This is a genomic window from Variovorax paradoxus, assembly GCA_016806145.1.
In the GTDB taxonomy this organism is placed as follows: domain Bacteria; phylum Pseudomonadota; class Gammaproteobacteria; order Burkholderiales; family Burkholderiaceae_C; genus Variovorax.
The window spans coordinates 249,211-272,124 of sequence record CP063168.1; the positions used below are offsets into that span (position 1 = coordinate 249,211).

Annotated in this window: 19 protein-coding genes and 2 pseudogenes; 19 read left to right on the top strand and 2 right to left on the bottom strand. The window is 58.5% G+C overall.

Going from position 1 to position 22,914, the window contains the following annotated elements:
* Window positions 1-353 precede the first annotated feature (353 nt).
* The 4 genes from INQ48_43630 (at window position 354) to INQ48_43645 (ending at window position 2,865) form a co-directional block, all read left to right on the top strand.
* Window positions 354-1,034 carry a hypothetical protein gene (locus INQ48_43630; GenBank protein QRF63448.1) on the top strand — a complete coding sequence of 227 codons (681 nt, stop codon included), beginning with the start codon at window positions 354-356 and terminating at the stop codon, window positions 1,032-1,034.
* Window positions 1,031-1,252 carry a hypothetical protein gene (locus tag INQ48_43635; GenBank protein ID QRF63286.1) on the top strand — a complete coding sequence of 74 codons (222 nt, stop codon included), beginning with the start codon at window positions 1,031-1,033 and terminating at the stop codon, window positions 1,250-1,252. Before INQ48_43630 ends, INQ48_43635 begins: the two co-directional genes overlap by 4 nt.
* A gap of 172 nt (window positions 1,253-1,424) precedes the next feature.
* Window positions 1,425-1,931 (top strand): hypothetical protein, encoded by a 507-nt coding sequence (locus INQ48_43640; protein QRF63287.1) that lies wholly within the window; start codon window positions 1,425-1,427, stop codon window positions 1,929-1,931.
* The gene (locus INQ48_43645) at window positions 1,897-2,865 is read left to right on the top strand and encodes a DUF932 domain-containing protein (GenBank protein QRF63288.1); all 969 of its coding nucleotides are present in this window, start codon (window positions 1,897-1,899) and stop codon (window positions 2,863-2,865) included. Before INQ48_43640 ends, INQ48_43645 begins: the two co-directional genes overlap by 35 nt.
* A 314-nt stretch (window positions 2,866-3,179) precedes the next feature.
* Here the strand turns inward: INQ48_43645 and INQ48_43650 are convergent, their stop codons facing one another.
* A complete protein-coding gene (locus INQ48_43650) occupies window positions 3,180-3,530 on the bottom strand; it encodes a helix-turn-helix transcriptional regulator (GenBank protein QRF63289.1) in 351 nt (116 codons plus the stop codon).
* Between the two features lie 159 nt (window positions 3,531-3,689).
* Here INQ48_43650 and INQ48_43655 point away from each other — a divergent pair, with 159 nt between their 5' ends.
* The 5 genes from INQ48_43655 (at window position 3,690) to INQ48_43675 (ending at window position 6,445) form a co-directional block, all read left to right on the top strand.
* Window positions 3,690-3,926, top strand: a complete 237-nt coding sequence (locus INQ48_43655) for a hypothetical protein (GenBank protein ID QRF63290.1) — start codon at window positions 3,690-3,692, stop codon at window positions 3,924-3,926.
* A 26-nt stretch (window positions 3,927-3,952) separates the two neighbouring features.
* Complete coding sequence (locus INQ48_43660) at window positions 3,953-4,435, top strand: hypothetical protein (GenBank protein QRF63291.1); 483 nt, start codon at window positions 3,953-3,955, stop codon at window positions 4,433-4,435.
* Between the two features lie 143 nt (window positions 4,436-4,578).
* Complete coding sequence (locus tag INQ48_43665; protein ID QRF63292.1) at window positions 4,579-4,785, top strand: hypothetical protein; 207 nt, start codon at window positions 4,579-4,581, stop codon at window positions 4,783-4,785.
* A 133-nt stretch (window positions 4,786-4,918) separates the two neighbouring features.
* Window positions 4,919-5,137: a hypothetical protein gene (locus INQ48_43670; GenBank protein QRF63293.1), complete on the top strand. Its 219-nt coding sequence runs from the start codon at window positions 4,919-4,921 to the stop codon at window positions 5,135-5,137.
* A 126-nt stretch (window positions 5,138-5,263) separates the two neighbouring features.
* Complete coding sequence (locus INQ48_43675; GenBank protein QRF63294.1) at window positions 5,264-6,445, top strand: J domain-containing protein; 1,182 nt, start codon at window positions 5,264-5,266, stop codon at window positions 6,443-6,445.
* Window positions 6,446-6,820: 375 nt separating this feature from the next.
* On the opposite strand, the pseudogene INQ48_43680 reads toward INQ48_43675, so the two are convergent.
* A pseudogene (locus INQ48_43680) lies at window positions 6,821-7,799 on the bottom strand (IS3 family transposase).
* A gap of 249 nt (window positions 7,800-8,048) precedes the next feature.
* On the opposite strand from INQ48_43680, the pseudogene INQ48_43685 reads away from it, so the two are divergent.
* The 10 genes and pseudogenes from INQ48_43685 to INQ48_43730 all read left to right on the top strand — a co-directional run bounded on the left by INQ48_43685 (window position 8,049) and on the right by INQ48_43730 (window position 22,914).
* A pseudogene (locus INQ48_43685) lies at window positions 8,049-8,497 on the top strand (aspartate/glutamate racemase family protein).
* A gap of 1,626 nt (window positions 8,498-10,123) precedes the next feature.
* A protein-coding gene (locus tag INQ48_43690) for an IS3 family transposase (protein ID QRF63295.1) occupies window positions 10,124-11,475 on the top strand; the annotation gives its coding sequence in 2 pieces (ribosomal slippage) (window positions 10,124-10,589 and window positions 10,589-11,475; 1,353 coding nt in all).
* Between the two features lie 442 nt (window positions 11,476-11,917).
* Window positions 11,918-13,039 (top strand): porin, encoded by a 1,122-nt coding sequence (locus tag INQ48_43695; GenBank protein ID QRF63296.1) that lies wholly within the window; start codon window positions 11,918-11,920, stop codon window positions 13,037-13,039.
* A 99-nt stretch (window positions 13,040-13,138) separates the two neighbouring features.
* A complete protein-coding gene (locus INQ48_43700) occupies window positions 13,139-14,083 on the top strand; it encodes a tripartite tricarboxylate transporter substrate binding protein (GenBank protein QRF63297.1) in 945 nt (314 codons plus the stop codon).
* Window positions 14,084-14,102: 19 nt separating this feature from the next.
* On the top strand, window positions 14,103-14,876 hold the full coding sequence (locus INQ48_43705; protein ID QRF63298.1) for an SDR family oxidoreductase: 774 nt from the start codon (window positions 14,103-14,105) through the stop codon (window positions 14,874-14,876).
* 58 nt (window positions 14,877-14,934) lie between these two features.
* A complete protein-coding gene (locus INQ48_43710; GenBank protein QRF63299.1) occupies window positions 14,935-15,834 on the top strand; it encodes a TauD/TfdA family dioxygenase in 900 nt (299 codons plus the stop codon).
* A 41-nt stretch (window positions 15,835-15,875) separates the two neighbouring features.
* Complete coding sequence (locus tag INQ48_43715; GenBank protein ID QRF63449.1) at window positions 15,876-16,910, top strand: amidohydrolase family protein; 1,035 nt, start codon at window positions 15,876-15,878, stop codon at window positions 16,908-16,910.
* Window positions 16,911-17,338: 428 nt separating this feature from the next.
* The gene (locus INQ48_43720) at window positions 17,339-20,872 is read left to right on the top strand and encodes an indolepyruvate ferredoxin oxidoreductase family protein (protein QRF63300.1); all 3,534 of its coding nucleotides are present in this window, start codon (window positions 17,339-17,341) and stop codon (window positions 20,870-20,872) included.
* Window positions 20,873-20,998: 126 nt separating this feature from the next.
* Complete coding sequence (locus tag INQ48_43725) at window positions 20,999-21,844, top strand: fumarylacetoacetate hydrolase family protein (protein QRF63301.1); 846 nt, start codon at window positions 20,999-21,001, stop codon at window positions 21,842-21,844.
* 50 nt (window positions 21,845-21,894) lie between these two features.
* A complete protein-coding gene (locus INQ48_43730; protein ID QRF63302.1) occupies window positions 21,895-22,914 on the top strand; it encodes a tripartite tricarboxylate transporter substrate binding protein in 1,020 nt (339 codons plus the stop codon).

Sequence of the window (22,914 nt, forward strand, 5' to 3'; positions counted from 1 at the left end):
GTCTGGGCATCACCCGCATGGTGCCGGTCTATACGCGCCGAAGCCGCCGGGCGCCGATGCCCTCGGGTTGAGGGCGCGCGCCTCTTTTCCGAAAGGCGTCCCAGGGTCCCGACCGCGAGGTCAACCGACCCCTCCTGACGCGCCATCGCCCGCGAGCACCGCGCGCGACGTGCGCGTCGACTCGACCTCCGGTCGAGCCCGATGTGCGCGCCCGCGCGGCGCCTGCACCATTTTCGCCCTCACCGGCGCATATCCTTTTCCTAGGAGACCTGCCTATGCGCAGTGGCCTTGCCACGGCCGGCGACCAATTCGCGCCGACCGAATCGACTTCGACGTCGGGGCTACCACCCACGTTGACCTATCACTTCACCCGGGTAAGTCGGAACACCAAGACCGGACCGATCCCCGTCACCACAACCAGCAGGAACTCCTGCCCCGCGAGCTGCAGCTATCGTGCCGTCGGCTGCTACGCCAACACCGGACCGCTCGCGCTGCATTGGAAAAACGTCAGCGAAGGGCACCGAGGAGGAAGCTTCGAGGAGCTGCTCGAGGACGTCGCATCCATCCGGCGCGGCGCCTTGTGGCGACACAACCAGGCTGGCGATCTGGCGCCGACGGCGATTGGAGAGTTGGACATTGCACTTCTGGACAGAATCGTGCGAGCCAACAGTGGCCGTCGTGGCTTCACGTACACGCACCATAGGCCCAGCGACGGCAACCGCGCGGCGCTGCGTCGTGCGAACCATCGCGGCTTCACCGTCAATCTGAGTGCCGAGACCCTCGCTCAGGCGGACAGCCTTGCGGCGACTGGCTGTGCACCGGTGGTCGTCGCGCTGCCCTCCAGCACAAGGCGATCTTTTCGGACACCCGAAGGGCGTCTGGTGATGATCTGCCCCGCAGTCTCTGGTGAGACCGACTGCATGAGCTGCGGGCTGTGCCAGCGCGCGGAGCGCGGCTTCATCGTAGGGTTGCCCGCGCACGGTAGCGGCGCTCGTCACGTCGAGCAGGTCTTCCTCCAAGGGAGAACCGCATGAGCAAGTCGGCGCAGCACTCCAGTGCGGCGGAGGAAGAGCGTGGGCCCACGGACGACCTGTTCGACGAGACCTTCCTTGCTTCGGTGGACAGGGAAATGCTTCTTCTCAAGGAACACGATCCCTGTCGGCTGCGGAGGTTGCCCTACGCCGTGGAAGAGGACATCCGCCATGACCGTTCGGCGCTCATCCATCAGGACCGGCCGAAGGTTAGGAACTAGCGCCGAAATGTCCTGCGATCTCTGCGTCTGGTCGCATAGGAAGTGCGCACCCACCGCCGGCCCCGGGATCCCAAGTCACGGGGCGAATCAGGCGAAGCAGCGCTCTCGATGTTCCACCTGCCGGGCCAGGCTCAACTGTTCCCTCAACTCACCGGGTCCGAGCCTCTTCGGCGTGAACGACCCGGCCACCACCATGGAAAGTGAACACCTCTTCGACCCCGACTGCGATTCGCTCGACGACGGGTATCACTCGGACGCCTTCCCGGGCGAAGGCTGCCCAACCTGCAGATCTTCGCGGGTCGTTCCCCGCGAGCTCGGTAAACGCGCGGGCGCCTTGACCGGCACTGTGGCGGGAATCGTCAGTGGCATCTGTGGCGCCGTGCTTCACGGCGCCATGGACGACGACGGCCCTGCGAACGCCTTGAACATTCCTGGCGCTTCGTGGCTGGGCCCCGTCCTCCGCCGTCCTCGGCGGCATCAGCGGCGGCGTCGCGGGCTGCAGCGTGGGCTCCTCGCTCGGCGCAGCGATCGACGCTTCCATCTTGCACAACCGGCGCTGCACGGACTGCGGGCACACCTTCTCGGTGCTCGTTTTTTGAGCAGTACGCTGGTCAATCACTTCAACTTAAGGGAATCCATCCATCATGTCTACTGCTATCCATTCCACCGTGCTCAATGAAAAGGCGGGGCGTCAACGCCCGGGCCACGCCTTGGAAGCACACCAATCGGTCGAGGCCTGGGCCCAAAAGGCCGGCATGGACTGGACCATCAAGGAGGCTCCCGTGCGGTTCGAGGCCGAGGAGGGCAGGGCGGCAGAGTCGCTGCGTCTCTACGAGTCGCAGAAGGTGCTCTACCGCAGCGACTCGAAGCAGCCGTTGTCAGTCGTTAGCAGCCGATACCAGGTCGTGCAACCGCTGGAAGTGCTCGAGTTCTACCGGGATCTCACCGAGCTTTCCGGCTACGAGCTGGAGACGGCGGGCATCCTGAAGGGCGGGCGAAAGTTCTGGGCGCTGGCGCGCACGGGACGCGAGGCTGTCCTGAAGGGCAGCGATCTCGTCCGCGGCTACTTGCTGTTGGCGACGTCCTGTGACGGGTCGATCGCCACCATCGCCACGCCGACGACCATCCGTGTGGCTTGCGAGAACTCGCTCACCGCGGCGTTGGGGACCGCTCAAGGGGCCGTCAAGGTCTCACACAGCACGGCCTTCGATGCCGACGCGGTCAAGCGCGAACTCGGTGTGGCGGTCGCCGGCTGGGACGAGTTCATGTTCCGAATGCGCACGCTGGCCGACCGAAAGGTCAAGGCGAGCGAGGCTTCGGGCTTCTTTCTCAAGGTCCTATGCAACGCCGAGCGTGAGGCCGCGGGCGATCAGAAGCTCTTCAACGAGCGGGCGCTGAAGAAGGTCCAGGGCCTGTACGACGGGCAGGGGCGGGGGGCAGACCTTTCCTCGGCGAAGAATACGGCGTGGGGACTGCTCAACGCCGTGACGGAGTTCGTCGATCACGAGCGCAGGGCTCGGAACGACGACTACCGCCTCGACAGCGCCTGGTTCGGGCAGGGGGCGGCGTTGAAGGACCGCGCACTCAAGATCGCCTTGGAGCTCGCATCATGAGGCTGCTAAACCTTGCGGCACAAAGCCCCGGCGTCAGAAAGGAGCCGGGGCTTTGTCATTGGGGCCGTGCTCTGGAAAGACGACGCTGTGGGGCGGGCTATGTTGCCAGGCGCTAGCCCCCTGGAGTACTTGGTCGCCTACGCGCTGGCTCTGCTGTTCGGGATCGCGGTGGGCGCTGTGCTGGCTCGGCGCGGACGAGAAGAATGGTGAGTGGCAAAAAAGCTACTTATCGCTCTTTCTTCGCGCTGCTCGACTCCGGCGTCAACGCGACGTCCTGCCGGTTCAGGAAAAAGGTCGGGCCAACCTGATCGTCGCTACGCGGCTGCAGAAGGAAAGCTATCTTGAAGAAGTCGCAGCGCCTGTCGTCGATTTCTTTGGGAGAGCCTGTGATAAAGCAGGAGCAGTTCTGCCTCGTCGTCGTCCTCTGCCCAAAAGTATGACAACGGAACGGCGAGTACTTTCGCCAAGTGCGAGGCCATCAGAACATCAGGCGTGTGCTTTCCCCGTTCGTACTGGTTCACGCGGGCACTCGCCGAAAACTCGTCAACCCCCGCCACAACGCCAAGCTGTTCTTGTGACAGGTCGGCGCGCAACCGCGCTTCCTTCAGCCGCCGGGAAAACAGCGGGAGGGAGGAGTCGATGTGCGATTTGGAGCCAACCGGCATCCTCAGATAGTCTTAGCTTCAACTTTTGCTTACACTAAGGATTCCTTAGTATCGAAAAGCTCTTTGTCCTTGCTGGGTATAGGCCGAAACCTCGCTGGAGGCCGTCGATGCTGGGCGTGGCTTTCCCGGAGAGACACTTGTTTTCTTAACTAAACCACCATGGATTCATTCAACATTTTTCATCTTCTGATCCTCGCCGGCCTGGTCGTCCCTCCCCTGCTGGGCTGGCGTTTCGCTAAGAAGCTTGGCTACCACGGGGCGTGGGGTCTGCTCGCCTGGGCCTTCTGCTTCCCTTGGGCAGGCGTACTTGTGCTGGCCGCGCTTGTCGTTCTCAAGCTGCCCTTCGAGCGCACGGGTAGGCCAGCGTCCCTAGAGGCGGGCAGCAAGCAAGCCTGAATACCGTCGGCAGGTTTATCAAAGCCATGCCCAGTGTCTTGAAGGCATCGAAAGTCGCGGGTGGCGGCGCAGGGCATCACCCGCCAGCAGCAGGGCTAGCAAGAAGCAACTCTCTCGCCGCGTGCACAGCTCTGCTTTTCTACGGCCTCTCGCTCGCCGCCCTGGCCGGCGCCACTGACCCCTTGATCAATCCCGATGCAGTGAAGCATCGGATTGATCGCTCGGCGATGGAAATCCAGATCCAAGGCTGGAGCCGAGACCTCAGGTTCCCTGTCTATCCCATCCAGGTGCAGGCGGGAGGCACGGGCGTGTACTACACGACCAACGAAAACGCACGGGACTACAAGGAGTTCGACTTCGACGAACTGCGCTGCGAGATCGGCGACGCGGATCGCGCGGTCCTCAAGCTGCCGGGGTATAGCTGTGCTGACGGCGTTTGTGTGACCAAGGAGGGCGCCGTGTTAGGCACCGATCCACGCAAGCCTCTTGACAAGAAGCGCGAGTGCTGAGCGTGCCGCGCGGTGAGCGTCGTCCTGCTCAAGTGCTTATCGCCTAAAAAAAGAGTAGTTCTCTTCCGAGCTTGCGACTTCCCCGGGCCACGCCTCCGGTTTTCGCGAGCTTGCACATTTTCAGCCATTCACCATTTATTCAAATGAATCTCAAAGGAAAACTCATTTCTGGTTATGCCGCCATCGGCGTTCTGGTGCTTCTGTATCAGTGGATCTTCGTATCTGGCGCGAGCTTCGGCGTTGCGCTGGGCAAAGGGCTCGTGTGGCCGGCAGTCATCTTCCCCGGGTTGGGTGCCTTCGTCGGCGGGATCCTTCTGATCGCCATCTTGGTGGCGATCTACTTCGCCTGAGGGACGAGGGCATATGCCGTCGACTCCCATGCGGCTGGGCAGGTGGGGCTGTGCTCTGGCTCTGACACTCGGCGGACTGGCCGGCTGTTCCAGCAACGACAGCCGAATCTACGACGCATACAAGTGCGCCCACGTGGCGAAGATCTTCAGCCGTCACTCGCAGGCCGACGCGGCCATCAGGAAGATCGCACCGCTGCTCGAGCAGAAGAACGAGAACCCTCGGATCTACATGATGGCCATGAGAGAGAAGCTGACCGACGACCTGGCGCTGTACAAGCTCAGCCCCGCGGGCCAGGGCGAAAGGCTTCGCGACATCTACGAGTCCGGCACCTGCCAGAAGCTCTACGAGTAACTCATTCCGGCCCTCAGCTCGCGCCCTCCACAGGGGTCGCGAGCGAGGACTGCGGGAGTCATTTTTTTGGTTCGAGGGCGCCGACCGCCTGCTCATCTGCTAATTTTCAGTTCCGACTTCCTCATCATGAACTACTACGACGTCCTGGGCGTGCGCCCGAGTGCCTCTGATCAGGAGATCGAGCTCGCCTACAGAAGCCGCAGGACTCAATACCACCCGGACAAGTACGCCGGCGCGGACGCCGAGACCATGAAATGGGCAACGGCGAAAATGCAGGAGGTCAACGCTGCCTATGCCGTTCTGTCCGACGCTGGCCAACGCAGAGCCTTCAACGAGAGCGCTCGTGGGGCCACGCAGGAGAAAGCCAGCCAAGCCCGGGAGCGCTCCGCGCAGACCGGCAAGAACACCCATACCGGGCAGGCGGATAGTCGCGGGGAGCCGCACGCGAACAAGCGGGTGGCGCTGAGCCTGCGGGAGATGCTGCAACAACGTCTTGCGCCGTACCGAGGGTTCAGCCGCACCTACTTCGCTCCCGCAATACCCGCGAAAAAGCTTGCCGCGGCGCGAGGAAACTATGCGATGGACATCAAGGAGGAAGACGTTCTGGTCATGATGGATGCCACCGTGTTTGGTGGTGCCAAGGAAGGCCTGATCCTGACCAATGAAGGCATCCGTATCAAGGAACTCATGGTGTCGCCGATCGACTGGCAGTGGAAGGATGTTCGGGCCCTGGAGGTGCGAGGCACCGCGCTTCGCATCAACGGGCATCAGATGGCCGACAACACGATGGTCGACAAACCGGAAATGCAGCGTCTGTTCGCGGTGGTGCAGGAATTCCTGAGGCAGCTCAGTGGTCCCGTCTCAGGAAGCCGCGACGCGCATGCGCCGCAGTTCTCTCAGTCCGAGACGCCCTGGAATGATCCGGCTCAGTGCCAGGTGCTCTACGTGGCGGCCAAGGAACATCTGCTCGAACTGTCGAAGCTCCTCGAGCCGGTGGAGCAAGAGGTGGGTGAGGAATGGCTCGATCGCCAAGCGCTCGCAGAGCTCTTCGAACTGTCTCGTGAGGCGTTCAGCGACCCCAGGAAGGCGCGCTTGGCATACCGATGGGTTCTGGCGGTGGGGCGGTTGTGCGAAGCCGCGGTCGCATCCCTGAACCGCGGCGGCACGCCGCTCGACCCAGAGGTCCAGCGCGGCGACTGGGACGAGCCGGTGGTCATCAGCGATCTGCGATCCATGCTGGAGCGGCTGTTGGCCGTCATTCAAGTAGAACGCGAGGAGGAGAGGGCGGATCGATTCTTCGAGAGGTAATGGTCGTCTTCGGATCGGGATGAATGAGTTGCACTTGGCGGTGACTCGATGCACGCGGCCCAAAGTCCTCCAGGTCGCGTGAAGTGCGTAACCGTCTTCGCGGCGATGCTTTGTAGGGTTCAGGGCCGACGCGATGCGTTGCGCAATGCCGCGTCGTGTTTACTGATGAACTGTTTAGCCTCCCCAACGTTACGCAAGGTCATACCACGACTCTCCGAGTCCCCCATCAGAAACCCGTTGTTGCGCCAATTAGCCTTCAGGCACCCTTTTGCGTGCTGAAGGCGTGCCTGAGTGTCGCTGAGCGGAAGAACCACCTCCTTTCGACATGCGGTTCACCACGGGCGGAGTGCTACCTCGTCTAGCGATTCTGCAAGGGTATCGGCGCTGCTGAGGCTTGGCCACGATCAGGCTTTCTTGCTTCATCAGGCGCTGCACTACCTTCTCGGAGATGGTGACGTCTTGCCTGGTCAGCGAGGCCTGCAGCCTGCGGTAGCCGTAGCAACGGTGGTTCGACTCAAAGATCTCGGTGATGGACTGCCGCACTTGGAGGTACTTGTCGCCCACCACTGCGCGGGCCCGATGGTAGAAGTACGAGCTACGTGCCAGGCCCAACTGTGCAAGGAGTTCTGGCCAGCCGTAATGCTCCTTGAGGGCGTCAATCAGCAGTGTCTTCTCCCGGTTGGACAGGAGCTGCAGATCGGCGCACAGGCCTTTTTTTAACAGTACATTAGCCTTGTTCAGGAGGTCCTGCTCAAGGCGCAGTTGCCTCACTTCGCGGCGCAACGTCTCAACCTCGCGCTCGAGCTCGAGCTCGTCACGCTCTTGAGCACGCGGGGATTGCTTGGTGTGTTTCATTGATGCGGGCGTCTCACGTCCCAGAAGCTGGTTCTTCCAGTTGTACAACGTCGGCCTGCTCACGCCAAGCTTCTGCGCAACCACCTGCGCGCTTCCCTCACGAGTACACAGTTCGAGGACCGCCAGCTTCTTCAGTTGCGGCGGCCGAGGTGTACTAACGGCCCTGCCGACAACGCGCTGGCGGGAGTCGGGGTCCAGTTCCATGAATCCAGGCACGCAGCAAATCGCGGCACGGATAGCCCAACGCCTTGACCGCGGAGGCAATGCAGCGCCCGTGCTCGGCGTAGTGTTTGATAGCCTGCTCCTTCTGAATTTGAGAATACTTCGGCTTCGAGCGCACGTAGCCGGGCGACATGTCCAGGCGCCGCACGTACTCCTCATGCCAGCTCCTCAAAGAGTTCTTCGTCGGATAGCCCAACTGGCGGATAGTCGCCCCGGTGCGCTTGCCCAGCTTGATGTAGAGCGTGACCGCTCGGATGCGGTCTTCGTATGAATACATGAACTATCTCCAGGTAGTCCAAGTTTTCCGCCGCACCCCCTCATTGAACTGACGTCAGCGCAACGAGACCAAGATCACATCCCGACAATTTTATGGAGTGACCCTCGAATTCCAGACCGACCATCGGGATTCCTCGGACGCGGAGAGAGTCCTCTTCCTTGGTTCAACAACGCTATTGCGGCATTGATCCAGAATGGTGCGGGCGCCATAGCAATTCCTTGCAACACGGCCCATCTCTGGCACCCCCAGATGGTCGAAAATACATCGCGTCCAGTATTGCACATCGCTCGCGCAGTGATTGACGATTTGCATCGTCGAGGAATTAATTCTGGACGAATCGGGTTGATGGCAACAGATGTGACTCTCGATGCGCGCCTCTACCAAAACCTTCTGGAGGAGAGTGGATACGAATGCGTGACATCCGACACCGCAGAAGTTGAGAAGTACTGTACTGAACCTATTCGACTCGTTAAGAAAAATCGAATCGCAGAATCATTTGCCCCGTTGCACGCTGCGTTGACTTACTCCTGCAACGAGGGGCTGAGGCAGTCGTACTTGGATGCACGGAATTGCCGGTCGCCTTGCCGCATTCGCGGCGTGCTGGGCTTGCCGTACCGATACTTGATTCCATCGACGCGTTAGCGCTTGCGGCCATCGACTGGTACCGATCAGCGCCGGTGACCCCTCTCAGGTACTGAACCACGAACTGAAAGGTATCAATTCATAGAATTAGAAGTTGATCGACAGATTTTCCGAGGTTTTTCGTTTTCTTTGTCCGTGTGCTGACTGTCGCAGTCAACCATTTTCTTGGAGAAACGCGGTTGGGTTCATGGTAATAACCTGACGAAATGCATGTGAGAAGGCTGCTGTACTGCAAAACCTGAGTCGTAGGCGACTTTCGAGGGCGGGAATCCTCGTGCGAGCTGCTAATCGTTCTCACAATTCTTGCTCGCTGCCGCCACGACTTGACGGTAAGCCCAGTTTCCTTAGGAAAGAGACGGCTCACTGTGCGAACAGACGTCGCAGCTCGAAAAGCAATTTCACTCAGGTCGAGTGAAATGCGTTGGTCTGCCAAGCGATCGTAGCGACACGTCGTCCTGTTGGACTCGTCGGCAGGGGCAAGATGTCGGTGCATCCACCATCTCCGTCAACTCATAAAGTGTGAGGTGGACGATGAGCTCGGCCTTGGGAGACGAAGCATCGATCTCAATCGTCTCTTCAAGTAACGATCTAAGTAGCGGCGTCACTCTCAAGACGAATGGAATTTCCAATCTGACATCGCGCAACCACGCGTCAAGTATTGCGCGTGGCCAGTTCAGACCGAGCAGACGCTACATTGCGAATAGCTCGTGTCCTGAAATACGGAGGCGAGATCATATGACTAGCAAGGCGTTTAAACAAGTGTCACGACAAAGGCAGGGGTGGCTGGCGTTCTTTGTCCGAGCCTAATTCGATGAGCACCAAACAAAAATTTGCATAAAAGAATGATCTCCTTTACCTCGTAGAAATTATTCGAAGAGGGCGGGTTGCAGGTCGTGCGGAGGTCCTGTTTAAACCCTGTCGAGGTCAAGTTTTGATTGCCGCCGTAAGGATGTAGCCGGTCGTGGTGATTGCGGGAGGATTCGGTCAGGACAGCGACTTCGCGGCGCGATTGGAATCATGCGTTGGACAGGCACTTGTCACAGAATTAGCCGTTGACTCTCTCGTCGGAGCCGTTCCGCCAAGGCTTGCCTGAGTCGTCCTGGAGCACTGTGGCGTGTCGGCATGCGCGACCCACTCCAGGTGGCTCAGGTGACGAGCCGCGACTCGGTGCCCGAGTGGACGAAGCGCGGCATCCCGTGCAGGCTTGCCGTGCGCGACGGGACCGCGGTCATTCGTTTGGAGCGAATGGCCCCAGCCAAATTCGAGGTTAGGTACTCGCTTTGCTTGACCGCTACAGGCCTGCCTCGCGTTGTAGACGATGTGTGCGTGACCAGTTCCACTCAAAGCTGCTGCAAAGCAGGAACACCTGCTCGTAGAGATAGCCGTAGTACGGATGCTGGGCCGCAAGATTCTTCGTCGCCGCGAGCACCGGCGCACTCTGGCGGGCGGGCGTTGCAGCGCGTAGCTTGGCGAGCCACGCGACCTGCAAAGTCGCCGGTCGCCAGGATTCAGGCAGAACGAAGCCTAGGGCTGGTGCGCGCAGGAAGTCTTGCTGCTTGCGCCGAGCCAGCAGGTCACTTAATTTCCGGCGTTGAGCTGCTTAAGGATCGCGGTCGAGATTTGTCTGAATCGCCCCGGCTTTGAACTGACCCCCAGAAGTTGGACAAACTTCAAAGGGTCCCATGAGGAAGTACGAAACAAAGTTCAAACTCAAAGTCGTTGAGAGCTTTCTGGCTGGAGACGGCGGCGCGAAGCTACTTGCGCGGCGTTGGTCAGTGCCCGAGGAGAAGATTCGCACTTGGGTCAGTCACTACCGGCTGCACGGAGTGGCCGGCCTGCAGCCAAAACGCAGTGCGTACACTGCGGATTTCAAGCTCCAGGTGCTGGCGCATCAAGATCGTGAGAGGCTCTCCAGCCGGCAGGTTGCTGCGATCTACGATATTCGCAATCCGAACCAGGTTGTCGTATGGCGGCGCGCCTTCGATGGCGGCGGTGCCGCGGCACTCGAGGGCAGCAGAAAGGCGCATTCTATGAAGGCTGGCAAGCAGAATTCAGAGCTGCTGGACACGGACAGCGCCAGCTCGAACCGTGCGTTGCGTGAAGAAGTTGAACGACTGCGCGCGGAGGTAGCCTACCTAAAAAAATTGGAGGCCTTGGTTCGAGCCAATCGGCAAGCTGCGCAGAAAAAGCGCAAGCCGTTCTCGAACTGAGGCCAGACTACCCATTGCCGGTTCTGTTGACCGCGGCGCGCTTGTCGCGCAGCACGTTTTACTACCAAGTTAAGGTCTTGGAGACCGGTGACAAGCACGCGGGCTTGAAATCGCGCATCAGGGCCGTTTATGAGCGTCACAGGGGCCGTTACGGCTATCGGCGCATCACCGCCGAGCTGCGTCAGTCGGGCTTGGCGGTGAACCACAAGACCGTGCAGCGGTTAATGGACGGTCTCGGCCTGAAGTCGCTGGTTCGGCCGAAGAGATACCGCTCCTACCGGGGCGAGTCCGTCTCATTGCCGAATGTGCTCGATCGCCAGTTCGACGCAGCGCGGCCGAACGAGAAATGGGTGACTGACGTGACCGAATTCAATGTCCGCGGCGCAAAGCTTTACCTGTCACCTGTCATGGACCTCTACAACGGCGAAATCGTGACCTTCGAGATGCAGGAGCGACCCCTGTACTCCCTTGTAGGGAACATGCTCAAGGAGGCGCTCTCGAAGCTGAAGGGACGGGCCGCTGCGCCACTGCTGCACTCCGATCAGGGATGGCACTATCAAATGCCTGCCTACCGCAAACAACTCAGCGCTCACGGGCTGAGGCAAAGCATGTCACGCAAAGGCAATTGCCTGGACAACGCCGCCATGGAGAGCTTCTTCGGTACGCTCAAGTCCGAGTTCTTCTACCTCAACAAATTCGCCGACATTGAAGAATTGAAGACCGGCCTACGCGGCTACATTCACTACTACAACCATCATCGCATCAAGCTCAAACTCAATAGCCTGAGCCCGGTGCAGTACCGAACTCAGGCATCGAGATGCTAGCTCCCAACCGTCCAACTTCTGGGGGTCAGTTCAAAGCCGGGGCGATTCAGTCTGCGATGAGCTTCTGAGGCGAGCTGTTCTCGACCTCCAGGGATTTCAGACGCTTGCCCCTACGCCTCGGAGCTGCCTCGGCAGCGCCGTGCGATCTGTTTCGCACAGCATCCATGACCATCTCTTCTGGGCATTAGTTTCTCCATTGCCCCGCTTTGGGCGGGAGCCATCTGCTTAAGTGTCAATGTCTTGGGGAGACCTCGCCGCTCAGAACAGGCGGTCTATCTCCATCACAGATGGCGGCATCGAAATATCTCATTTTTTCCTATCCGACGTTTTCATGACAATGACTCGGCGCTGCTAACAGAGTACTTCCATGAGGTCTGCGGAAGCGTCGAGATGTCGCGTCGTAAGGACATCAAAGAAAAGGAAAAATAATGGAGACAAAACTATGCGAAAAAGGACAGTTCCTTGTGGTGCATTGCTTGCGGCTGCTTTTGCAGCTCAAGCGCAAGGTAGTGTGCAGATCTTTGGCAGGGTTGACAACGGGATCGAGATCTCGAAGTCAGGGCTAGGCCTGCAGAAACGCCAGATTTCATCCGGTTACGGCGGCAGCCGATTGGGATTCGACGGAGCGGAAGACCTCGGCGGCGGAGCGAGCGCGGTGTTCAGGCTGGCGATGGGGATCAATACAGATGACGGGACGCTGGCGCAAGGCGGCCGCGGGTTCGGTCGGGAGTCATGGGTGGGTCTTTCATCGAAAGACTACGGAACCGTCTATGTGGGCCGCGCCGAAACACCTACCTATCGTACGCATACGGTGATTGATGCCTTCAATTATGGCTCAGCCGGCATGGGGCAACTATCAAGAAGTACTCCCGGTGGTGTATACCAGGTCGTCCCACTGGCCAACAATGCCCGTTTGGACAATGCCATTTCTTATCTGTCCCCGCTCATGTCTGGTTTCTCGGTGCACGCGATGATGGCCCTCGACGAGGACAGCCCGACTGTCGGGCGCGCATACGACATAGCGCTTCGCTACCGAACAGGATCGTGGGATCTGAACGCGGCCTTCGGTCTACAGAAGGGTAGCGCACACGTCGCGGAGTCAGGGAAAGCTTCCTCGTTTTTGATTGGCGGCATCTACGACTTCGGCACTGTCAAGCTCGTGGCTGGATACACAGAAGAGCGCAATAGTTGCGCCACATGCACCGGTGCGCTCGCACGAGTGCCAGGCGTTACCGGGAGCAATGCTAGCCGCTTCCAACTGGCACATGTAGGTACTCGGGTCGTTATCGGGCCAGCTGTATTGATCGCTCAATACATACGGCTGCGTGATCGATCGGACTACGCCGTAGAAACCGGAAGCCGAAGCGTAGATTGGTTGGCAGTTGGCATGGAGTACTACCTTTCAAAGCGAACGATGGTCTATGCGGCGGCGACCACTTTGAAGAACAAGAACGGCTCGCTTTACGCGCTGGGGACGGGAAGCTCGCAGCAGCCAGTTGGAAGTGTTGGTCGTGGAAATCCTCAAGCGACGACCGTGGCGCTCGGCATATCCCATGCTTTCTGAGGCGTTAATTGAATTTGTATCTCATTAGCAAATATTAAAGAGACAAAAATGATACATTGCAAGGCAATTAATATATTGGCAGCGGGGATGATGCTTGTCATGGCGCTGTGCGGCCATCATGCGGCGGCCCAGGAACAGCTTTGGACCGCCGGGAAGCCCATACGGGTGATCGTTCCCTGGGCGGCTGGTGGCGTAGCCGACGCGACTGCGCGTGCAATGGCCAACGCCATGACGATTCGCCTTAAACACCCGTTTATCGTTGAAAACAAACCTGGAGCTACCGGCATGATTGGCGCAGCTTATGTCGCGACCAGTTCGCCTGATGGCTATACGCTTCTCTTGGGAAATGTAGAGACTCACGTGATGGACCCGCTGCTGTTTCCCAAGACTATTCGCTACGACCCCGAGAAAAGTTTCGATTCGATCATGGAAATGGTTCGTGTTCCCATGGCACTCGTAGCGCGTGGAGACATCCCGGTCCAAGGGCCCCATGATCTAGTGCGTCTTGCCAAGGCTGCACCGGGCAAGTACAGCTATGGAACCTGGGGTGTCGGAAGTACCGCGCATCTCGCCTTTCTTCTGTTGGAGCAACAGCGCGGGATTGAGATGAACCATGTCCCGTACAACGGTGCGCCACCGACTTATGTTGCGCTGCGAGGCGGTCATATCGACTTCATTCTCGCGCAAGTACCCTGGGCCGTAGACGCCACAACCGACGGTAAGGCACGTGTCCTAGGGATCACAAGTGCTACACGCACTACCCTTGCGCCCTCAGTTCCTACCCTTGCTGAGGCAGGCCTGGAAGACTACGTTTTCGAGTCCTGGATGGGTCTCTATGCACCCAGAGGAACGCCAGCCAAGTTTCGCGAAGCCATGAGCAAGGAGCTCACGGCCTGGCTGCAGACTCCAGCCGCGCGCACAGAGCTCGCCCCAGCGGGCGCGGAGCCGAGCATCGGCGACGCGACTCAGTTGTTGAAGCGCCAGACGAAAGAGCTGGAATTTTGGCGACGTATCGTCAAAGCGAGATCAATTAGCATCGAGTGACGTGCTTGACTTCCAGTAGATGATTAATACGTTTGAGATAAATTTAGCATCCGCTGTCGTGCCTGTCACGGGTGCCGCGTCCGGTATCGGTCTAGCCATCTGCAAGTGCTTGCGGGGCTTGGGAGCGACGCCGCTTCTGTTAGACAAAGACGAAGATCTGTTGCGAAAAAGTGTGACGGAGGTGTTCGGTAGCGAGGACAAGCTCCACGAACGTCGCTGCTATGCGGTAGATGTGACGAATTCATCGCAGATTGACGAATGCTTTAATCAGATCGAGCTAGATCATGGTCCAGTGACTCACGCAGTGGCGAATGCTGGTATCAGCATGAATGCAAGTGTGCTCGAGATCTCCGACGAGGATTGGCACAAGGTGTTGGACGTGAACCTGCATGGCGTCATGTACTTCTGTCGCGCGGCTGCTAGGCAGTTGACGCGCCGACAGTCAGGCGCGATCGTCGCCATGTCATCGATCGCAGGATTCCAAGCCAGGCAAAGTCGGTTGAGTTACGCCGCTTCCAAGGCCGCCGTGGTGAACTTGGCGCGTGCATTGGCTCTTGACTTGGCGCCGTACGGGGTACGTGTCAATTCAGTTGCTCCGGGTGTGACGGACACGCCCATGCAGCGTCTGAATCCAGGATTTCGCGAATCGATGAGTGCCATAGTGCCGTTAGGCCGCGCGGGTACGCCAAGTGAAGTTGCGAACGTAGTGGCCTTTCTTCTTTCGGAAATGTCGGCCTATATCACGGGCGAAACTATCGTGGTGGACGGCGGCTTAACAGCGAGATATCGGTAGCGGTCGAACATCGAATTTAAGCGCCCGAGAAGGGCACCTTTTAGCCCTAAGGATGATGATGAACACAAGCACTGAAGCAACGAGGACTGCGCCCCATTCTGACGACTTTCAAATTGAAGCTCTGAGCCCTGTGATGGGTGCATCAATCCGCGGTTTGGACGTGTCTATTCCTCTTTCTGAAAAGATAGTCGAAAGGCTTAAGCAGCTGCTCCTGGACTACAAAGTCCTTTGCTTTCGCGAGCAGCATCTGTCGCTTGATGCGCAATTGGCTTTTACTCGGTGCTGGGGAACTCCGCTAGAACACACGATGGCGGACCAGCTCGCTGGAGTGCGTAACCACGTGCAGATTGCTACGAACGTCGGCCCGGATGGAAAGCCCAATGGAAAAAACCCTGTCGCTACGGCAATGCGGTGGCATACGGATAGGTCCTGGCGTCCGGACCCGGCCTTGGCAACGCTGCTATATGGTGTTGAGACTCCTCGAACGGGCGGAGAGACACGCTTCTGCAACACGTCCAAGGCTTACGAGGCTTTGTCTCCGGCCATGAAACTTCTGATTGATGGCTTACGTGTTGTCCACTCAGTGGCTTATTCGCGTCGTGCAGCTGGCGGACCTGAGGCCACGAAGTACGAATTGCACATCGGCCAGCCGACGCCGCATCCCTTGGTGCGACGGCATCCGGAGACCGGTGAAAAGGCCATCTTTCTTGGCAGCCATGCCTGGATGATCGAAGGAATGTCTGAGGAAGACAGTAGGACTATCATCGACGAGCTGATGGCGTTCACTACTCAAGACGCATTCGTATATCAGCATCCTTGGCGCCGCCACGATCTGGTCATTTGGGACAACCGTTGCACGTTGCATGCGGCCACGCCGTATGACACGGCGCGCGAGGTCCGCATTACCCATCGTACCGTCGTCCAGGGCGAACCCACCTTGCAGAGTGAGCAAGCGTGACGCAGATCGGCGGGTTCTATCTCGGGCCGCTCGATCGGGCGTTGCCCACACGATTCGGCCGGATCTACAGACCTGACGAGGCATGGCTTAGTCGTGCCGATTCGGAGCCGGTGCTGGATCCTGACTTGGCGATCGTCGATGCGCACCACCATCTCTGGGACCTCCCCGATTACACCTATTTGTTGCCGCAATTTTTAGCAGATGTGAACACAGGGCACCGCGTCGTTGGAACGGTCTTCAATGAATGCCATGCGATGTACCGGTTGGAGGGGCCGCCGCACCTGAAGTCGGTAGGCGAAGTGGAGTTTGCGAACGGCATGGCGGCAATGTGCGCGAGCGGCGTCTACGGACGGGCTCTTGTCAATGCAGGGATTGTGGGGTTCGCGGACTTGTTGAGCGACCGATTTGAAGAGGTCCTCGAGTTGCAGTGCAGGTACGGTGGCGGAAGGTTCAGGGGCGTGCGCTATGCAGGCAGTTGGGACAGCGACCCCAACATCGGGTCGAGTCATTCTGGTTCTGGGCCAGGGTTATATAAGCAACATCGGTTCCAGCGGGCTGTGAGGCGGCTGGGCCAACTAGGTCTGTCCTTTGACGCAGGCGTCTTACATACACAGCTAAATGACGTCGCTGAGTTGGCAGCAGCATGCCCCGACACCTCGATCGTGCTTTGTCATGTGGGCTCGCCAACCTGCTATGGACGATTCCGCAACCATGCTTCCGAAGTGTTTTCTAGCTGGAAGGATGGGATGAGCGTGCTGGCGCGACACGAGAACATATCGGTAAAGCTAGGCGGATTGATCATTCGTTTGCCTGCTTATGATTTTGGGCGGCATGACAGGCCATTAGATTCCACCTCCCTCGCTCGCCTCTGGCAGCCATACATGTCACATAGCGTTGACGTCTTCGGCCCCGGACGCTGCATGCTCGAGAGCAACTTTCCGGTGGACAAGATCGGCGTGGGATACCGCACGCTGTGGAACGCTTACAAGAGAGTGTTCTCCGATTACGAGCCATCCGAGAAGGAAGCTCTATTCAGTAAAACCGCTACTCGCGTGTATCGACTATCCCTCAACTGATTTGACTAGTACTTACATCGCACTCATATGAACGTTAGCACAGCCATTCTTTACACCGACGGCGATGGACGCGCTCGGTTCAGGCAACAAATTTTGGATATGCACGAGGGCTCTCCCGGCGTCCTGTTATCCGCGCCACTTCCTGCCGTGGAATTTCGCGTTCGATCAAGTCCCGTCGGCTTTCGAAGTGGCTTCCATTGCACGGTGACGCCACAGTGGGTTTTTGTCCTGCAAGGCGCTATGGAAGTTGGCTTGCAAGACGGAACGACGCGGGTCTTTAGCTGTGGGGAGTCTTTCTATGCCTTTGACCTCTTGCCTGAGGGCGTGGTTTTCGACGCGCGTTTGCACGGTCACAGCAGCCGCCAAATCGGGACCGAGCCGTTGATGACGTTGTTTGTTCCGGATGGTGGAGCCGCCGCACGACGTTGATGCGGCAGGTGAGCATTGGGGTCCAAGAAAGAAAACTCATGACACAAGTGGAACTGGACGATAAGTATGAGCTGGAGAGCGGCCGTATCTTTATCAGCGGAACACAGGCACTGGTAAGGTTGCCGATATCGCAGCGCATTCGTGATTCCCGGGCTGGACTTGACACGGCGGGGTATATCACTGGCTACCGCGGCTCACCGCTCGGCACGTTCGACGAGCAATTGGTTAAAGCTAAGAAGCATCTCGACACTCAAGGCATCGTATTCGTGCCTGGCGTGAATGAGGACCTGGCGGCAACCGCCGTATGGGGATCACAGCAGGCTGAGGCGACAGGGGAAGGCAAACACGATGGTGTGTTCTCACTGTGGTACGGCAAGGGCCCGGGCGTCGATCGGACCGGCGACGCATTCCGTCACGGAAATCTTGCAGGATCCTCTCAACACGGAGGCGTACTACTTCTCCTGGGCGATGACCATACCTGCGAGTCGTCGACGACCTGCCATCAGAGCGAGTTCGCGATGGTCGATGCCATGATTCCTGTCCTGAGCCCGGCAGGCGTCCAAGAAATTCTTGACTTCGGACTGTTCGGTTGGGCCCTGTCCCGTTTTAGCGGTTGCTGGGTGGCGATGAAGTGCGTCAAGGACACGGTTGAGGCAACGGCCTCCGTCGAGGTGGATATCGAGCGGGTTAAGCTGGTGGAACCAGATGATGTAAATCTTCCTTTGGATGGCGTCAACCTACGTCAGCCGGACACGCCCCACGCCCAAGAGGCGCGGCTGCATCGGCATAAACTCGACGCCGTCCGTGCGTTTGCGCGCGCTAACGGCCTCAACCGTACGGTGATCGACGGCGCAGGCGCTCGTTTCGGGATCGTCACGCACGGCAAGAGCTACCTGGATGTGCTGCAAGCTCTGGACGAATTGGAGCTCGATGATACGGCTGCTGCCGATTTGGGCATCCGTCTCTACAAGGTTGGTATGACCTGGCCGCTAGAGCCCGAAGGTGCTCTTAAGTTTGCGGCCAACCTAGATCGGATTCTCGTCGTCGAGGAGAAGCGCGGCCTTGTTGAGCAGCAGTTGAAGGAGCAGCTGTATGGGCTGCCCGATGCCCCCGTGATCATCGGCAAGCACGACGAGCACAAGAAAACACTCCTTCAGTCTGAGATGGCATTGGACCCGGGCCAGATCGCAATCGCGATCGGCGAGCGGTTGCTGCATATGCATCCGAACCGCCAACTTGACTCGCTGAGCAGGCGTGTCGTGGAGCTGCGCGCGTTGAAGGTACCTGGGGCAGCGGTCGATATCGTCTCAAGAAGTTTCTATTTTTGCAGCGGATGCCCTCATAGCTCCTCCACAGTGGTACCTGCGGGAAGCAAGGCTTACGCGGGTATTGGGTGCAGTTGGATGGCGCAGGTGATGGACCGTTCGACGATGGGATACACGCAGATGGGCGCAGAGGGCCTGTCGTGGGTTGGTGAGGCTCCATTCTCCAAGCGTAAACACGTTTTCCAAAACATCGGCGACGGGACTTACTTCCATTCAGGCTTGCTCGCCATTCGAGCCGCGGTGGCCGCCAAAACCAACATCACCTACAAGATCCTTTACAACGATGCTGTCGCCATGACAGGCGGGCAGCGTCATGACGGACCTCTGAGCGTTCCGACCATCGCGCACCAAGTGCATGCTGAAGGCGTGCGACGTATCGTGGTGGTAAGTGACGAACCGCAGAAGTACGACGGGTCGGCGGTGAATCTTCCGGGCGGCGCAACTGTGCATCATCGAGACGACATTAATGTCGTACAAAAGGAGTTGCGCGAGATTGAGGGAACTACGGTTCTGATCTATGACCAGACTTGCGCTGCTGAGAAACGTCGGCGGCGCAAGCGCGGCTCGATGCCGGACCCGGCCAAACGCATTCTCATCAACGATCTCGTCTGCGAGGGCTGCGGCGACTGTGGGGTGAAGTCGAACTGCATGTCGGTGCAGCCGCTGGAAACCGAGTTTGGACGCAAGCGCACGATTGATCAGTCTTCGTGTAACAAGGACTATTCGTGCGTGAAGGGCTTCTGCCCGAGCTTTGTTACAGTATTAGGCGGTCAGCTTCGTAAACCGGCGCCCATTCCCGAGTCTGTCGTATTCAAGGCGCTGCCGCAACCTGAGCGCCCCTCCTTGGATGGTCGTGTTTACAGCATTCTGATCTCCGGGATGGGTGGCACTGGCGTGGTTACGATCGGGGCGGTGCTAGGCATGGCTGCACATATCGAGGGAGCTGGTGTGGGGCTGCTCGATATGGCGGGCTTGGCACAGAAGGGTGGTTCGGTCTGGAGCCACGTTAGACTAGGAGCCTCGCCCCAAGCGATCAAGACGATTCGCATCGCCGCTGGCGGCGCGGATCTTATTCTTGGCTGCGACCTGGTCGTCGCAGGAAATGCCAAGACCTTGGCTGCTGCAACGGCTGGCCGTACTCGCGTCCTTGCCAACACCCACGAGGTCATGCCCGCGGAGTTCACGCGTAACGCGGACCTTGAATTTCCGAGTCGTCAACTGCAGGAAAATATCAACTCGGCGGTTGGGCCAAGTCAAGCCGAGTTCGTCGAAGTAGACCGTATCGCCACGGCGCTGATGGGTGATTCCATCGCTGCAAACATGTTCATGCTCGGATACGCGTATCAACGCGGGCTGATTCCCGTGTCGGCCGAAGCGATTAATCGAGCGATTGAGTTAAACGGTGCCGCGGTTTCCATGAACACCAATGCCTTTCTATGGGGCCGCCGAGCGGTCGTTGATCCTGCCGCGGTCGAACGCGCTGTTCGGGCTGCCGGAGCAAGTCGAAGTTCTCAGCTGTCGCCGGCACCTGTGGCGACTGTGGACGAGGCTATCGCGATGCGTCGTAACTTTCTTACTGATTATCAGAGCGTCGCCTACGCCGCGCGCTACACGGCGTTTGTCGAACAGGTGGCCGCTCTAGAGTCAAGGCTTTTCCCGGGGCGCCAGGAACTCACGAAAGCCGTGGCCAAATACTACTTCAAGTTGCTCGCCATCAAGGACGAGTACGAGGTCGCGCGGCTGCACGCTGGTGCTGGTTTCTTGAAGCAGGTCGCAGAGAAATTCGAAGGCGACTACAAAGTGGTGTTCAATCTCGCGCCTCCGCTGCTGGTCAAGCGGCGAACAGATACAGGCGAACCGGTCAAGTTGGAGATGGGCGGATGGATCGTTCCCGTGTTCCGCTTGCTCGCGAGAATGAAGTTCCTACGCGGCACTCGGTTTGACCCCTTCGGTCATACGGCGGAAAGACGGCTGGACCGAAGCGTGCTCGCCCGCTATGAGAAGACCGTCCAAGCGCTGCTGTCGGAACTGGGTAGCGTTCCAAACTCATCGCGCCATGCGATTGCAGTTCGGCTGGCATCCATTCCTGAAGGCATTCGAGGCTATGGCCACGTGCGGGAGAAAAGTATCAAGGCCGCGGCGGAGCACGAGGCGAACCTGCTTGACGCTTTGCGCCAGCGCGTGATTCCGCTCAAGCAGGCAGCGTAAGCCAGCGCCAAAGCAGATGGGGCCATCTATCAAACTTAATTTCGCTTTCCTTTCCGTGGATGCACACTCAACATGCATATAGCCTGCCTCGGTTTTGAGGCAGAGAAAACCTAAGAGACATTCGACATGAAGATTGTTAGATATGGACTTCCAGGCGAAGAGCGCCCGGGCCTGATCGACAGTGATGGTGCTATCCGCGACCTTTCCCTCCTTATTCCCGATATCGACTTCGGCTATACGCCAGATCTGTTGAAAATCGTATCGCAAACTGATTCCGGTTCATTGCCTATGGTGCCTGGATCGCCGCGCCTAGGTTGTCCGGTTGCCAAAATCGGCAAATTCATCGGCATTGGGCTGAACTACCGCGATCATGCGATTGAGGCCAAATTGGCGATACCCGACGAGCCAGCCGTCTTCATGAAGACTACGAGCTGTATCCAGGGCCCAAACGACCCAATCGTGCTTCCGCGTCATTCGGTGAAAACCGATTGGGAAGTCGAAGTGGGCGTGGTGATTGGCAAGAAGGCTAAGTATGTGGATGAAGTGACCGCCCTTGACTGTATAGCTGGTTACTGCGCAATAAACGATGTCAGTGAACGTTCATTCCAGTTTGAGCGAGGAATCACGATGGACAAAGGCAAGGGCTGCGACACCTTCGGTCCAATCGGTCCCTGGCTTGTGACGGCAGATGAGATTCCTGACCCCGCAAACTTGTCCATGTGGCTGGACGTAAACGGGAAGAGGATGCAATCGGGAAACACACGCGACATGATCTTCAGTATTGCCAAGATTGTCAGCTACTTGAGTGAGTTCATGTCGCTGCTGCCGGGCGACGTAATCGCAACGGGTACCCCCGCTGGCGTGGGATTCGGCATGCGGCCGCCTATGTATTTGAAGAGTGATGATGTGATTCACATTGGAGTTGAGGGCCTTGGTGAGCAGCGGCAGGTTGTGGTTGGCTGGCAGCCCTAGTAGTACTTCGCGGTCGTGGTGGGCCTGTGAATCAAAGGAGACAAAGCCTTATGCACCAGAAGCACTTTCGCGAGTTCAGTATCTTGCATCACCCGCAACGTATGCGTAGGGTGCTATTGAAGCTCATGAGCCTCGCCCTAACCTCGGGCTGGCGTGTTGCCTCGGCGCAGCAATGGAGTCCTGACCGGCCAATTCGAATCATTGTTCCGTTTGCAAACGCGGGCGTCGCGGACCTAGTGGCCCGCGTCGTCGCTGAAGAGCTCGGCAAGCGAATGAAGCAAGCTGTCGTTGTAGAGAACAAGCCAGGCGCTGGAGGAAACATCGGTACTCAGCAAGTGGCGACCGCTAAACCTGATGGTTATACGCTGGTCTTAGGACACGACGGCCCGCTTACGATCAACCCGCACATTTACGCGCGTCTTGGGTTTGACCCGTTGAAAGACTTTGAGCCGATCGGCAAGATCGGTGACGTACCGGTGCTTATCGTCGCAAACGTTGATCTTCAAGCGAACTCAATAGCCGAGTTGATTGCAATGTCGAAGCAAAGAAAGGGAGGCTTGGCCTACGGCAGCGCCGGAACAGGAAGCCCGCAGCATCTGCTCTTCGAACTTATCAATCAGCGCACTGGTTCGAAGTTTGTACACGTTCCATACAAGGGCGGTGCGCCGGCTTTGAGCGATCTGCTGGGCGGACACATTTCGATAAATGGCATGGCGCTAGCGGCAGCATTGGAGTCCGTGAAAGCCGGCCGCATCAAGGCACTGGCAGTGTCTGGTGCGCAGAGATCGCGCCTGCTTCCCAAGGTGCCAACTTTGGTCGAGAGCGGGTTAGACGTCACGGTCACTTCTTGGGAAGGACTGCTTGCCCCCGCCCGAACGCCTGCTTCTGTCGTGCAGACCCTTAATACGCACCTCAACGCGATTCTCGCTGAGCCGGAGGTCGTCCGTCAGCTCGACGTGCTGGGGCTGACCGTTTCCACTGGGTCACCGCAGAACCTGACAACCCAGATCTCGCGCGACTTAGATCGCTACGCGAGTGTTGTGAAAGCCGCGGGCATCCAGCCGCAATGA

Excerpts from the sequence above, each read along its gene's own strand:
- INQ48_43635 (QRF63286.1), top strand. The coding sequence starts at position 1,031 with ATGAGCAAGTCGGCGCAGCACTCCAGTGCGGCGGAGGAAGAGCGTGGG.
- INQ48_43645 (QRF63288.1), top strand. The coding sequence starts at position 1,897 with ATGTCTACTGCTATCCATTCCACCGTGCTCAATGAAAAGGCGGGGCGT.
- INQ48_43650 (QRF63289.1), bottom strand. The coding sequence starts at position 3,530 with ATGCCGGTTGGCTCCAAATCGCACATCGACTCCTCCCTCCCGCTGTTT.
- INQ48_43655 (QRF63290.1), top strand. The coding sequence starts at position 3,690 with ATGGATTCATTCAACATTTTTCATCTTCTGATCCTCGCCGGCCTGGTC.
- INQ48_43660 (QRF63291.1), top strand. The coding sequence starts at position 3,953 with ATGCCCAGTGTCTTGAAGGCATCGAAAGTCGCGGGTGGCGGCGCAGGG.
- INQ48_43665 (QRF63292.1), top strand. The coding sequence starts at position 4,579 with ATGAATCTCAAAGGAAAACTCATTTCTGGTTATGCCGCCATCGGCGTT.
- INQ48_43675 (QRF63294.1), top strand. The coding sequence starts at position 5,264 with ATGAACTACTACGACGTCCTGGGCGTGCGCCCGAGTGCCTCTGATCAG.
- INQ48_43695 (QRF63296.1), top strand. The coding sequence starts at position 11,918 with ATGCGAAAAAGGACAGTTCCTTGTGGTGCATTGCTTGCGGCTGCTTTT.
- INQ48_43700 (QRF63297.1), top strand. The coding sequence starts at position 13,139 with ATGGCGCTGTGCGGCCATCATGCGGCGGCCCAGGAACAGCTTTGGACC.
- INQ48_43705 (QRF63298.1), top strand. The coding sequence starts at position 14,103 with ATGATTAATACGTTTGAGATAAATTTAGCATCCGCTGTCGTGCCTGTC.
- INQ48_43710 (QRF63299.1), top strand. The coding sequence starts at position 14,935 with ATGAACACAAGCACTGAAGCAACGAGGACTGCGCCCCATTCTGACGAC.
- INQ48_43720 (QRF63300.1), top strand. The coding sequence starts at position 17,339 with ATGCGGCAGGTGAGCATTGGGGTCCAAGAAAGAAAACTCATGACACAA.
- INQ48_43725 (QRF63301.1), top strand. The coding sequence starts at position 20,999 with ATGAAGATTGTTAGATATGGACTTCCAGGCGAAGAGCGCCCGGGCCTG.
- INQ48_43730 (QRF63302.1), top strand. The coding sequence starts at position 21,895 with ATGCACCAGAAGCACTTTCGCGAGTTCAGTATCTTGCATCACCCGCAA.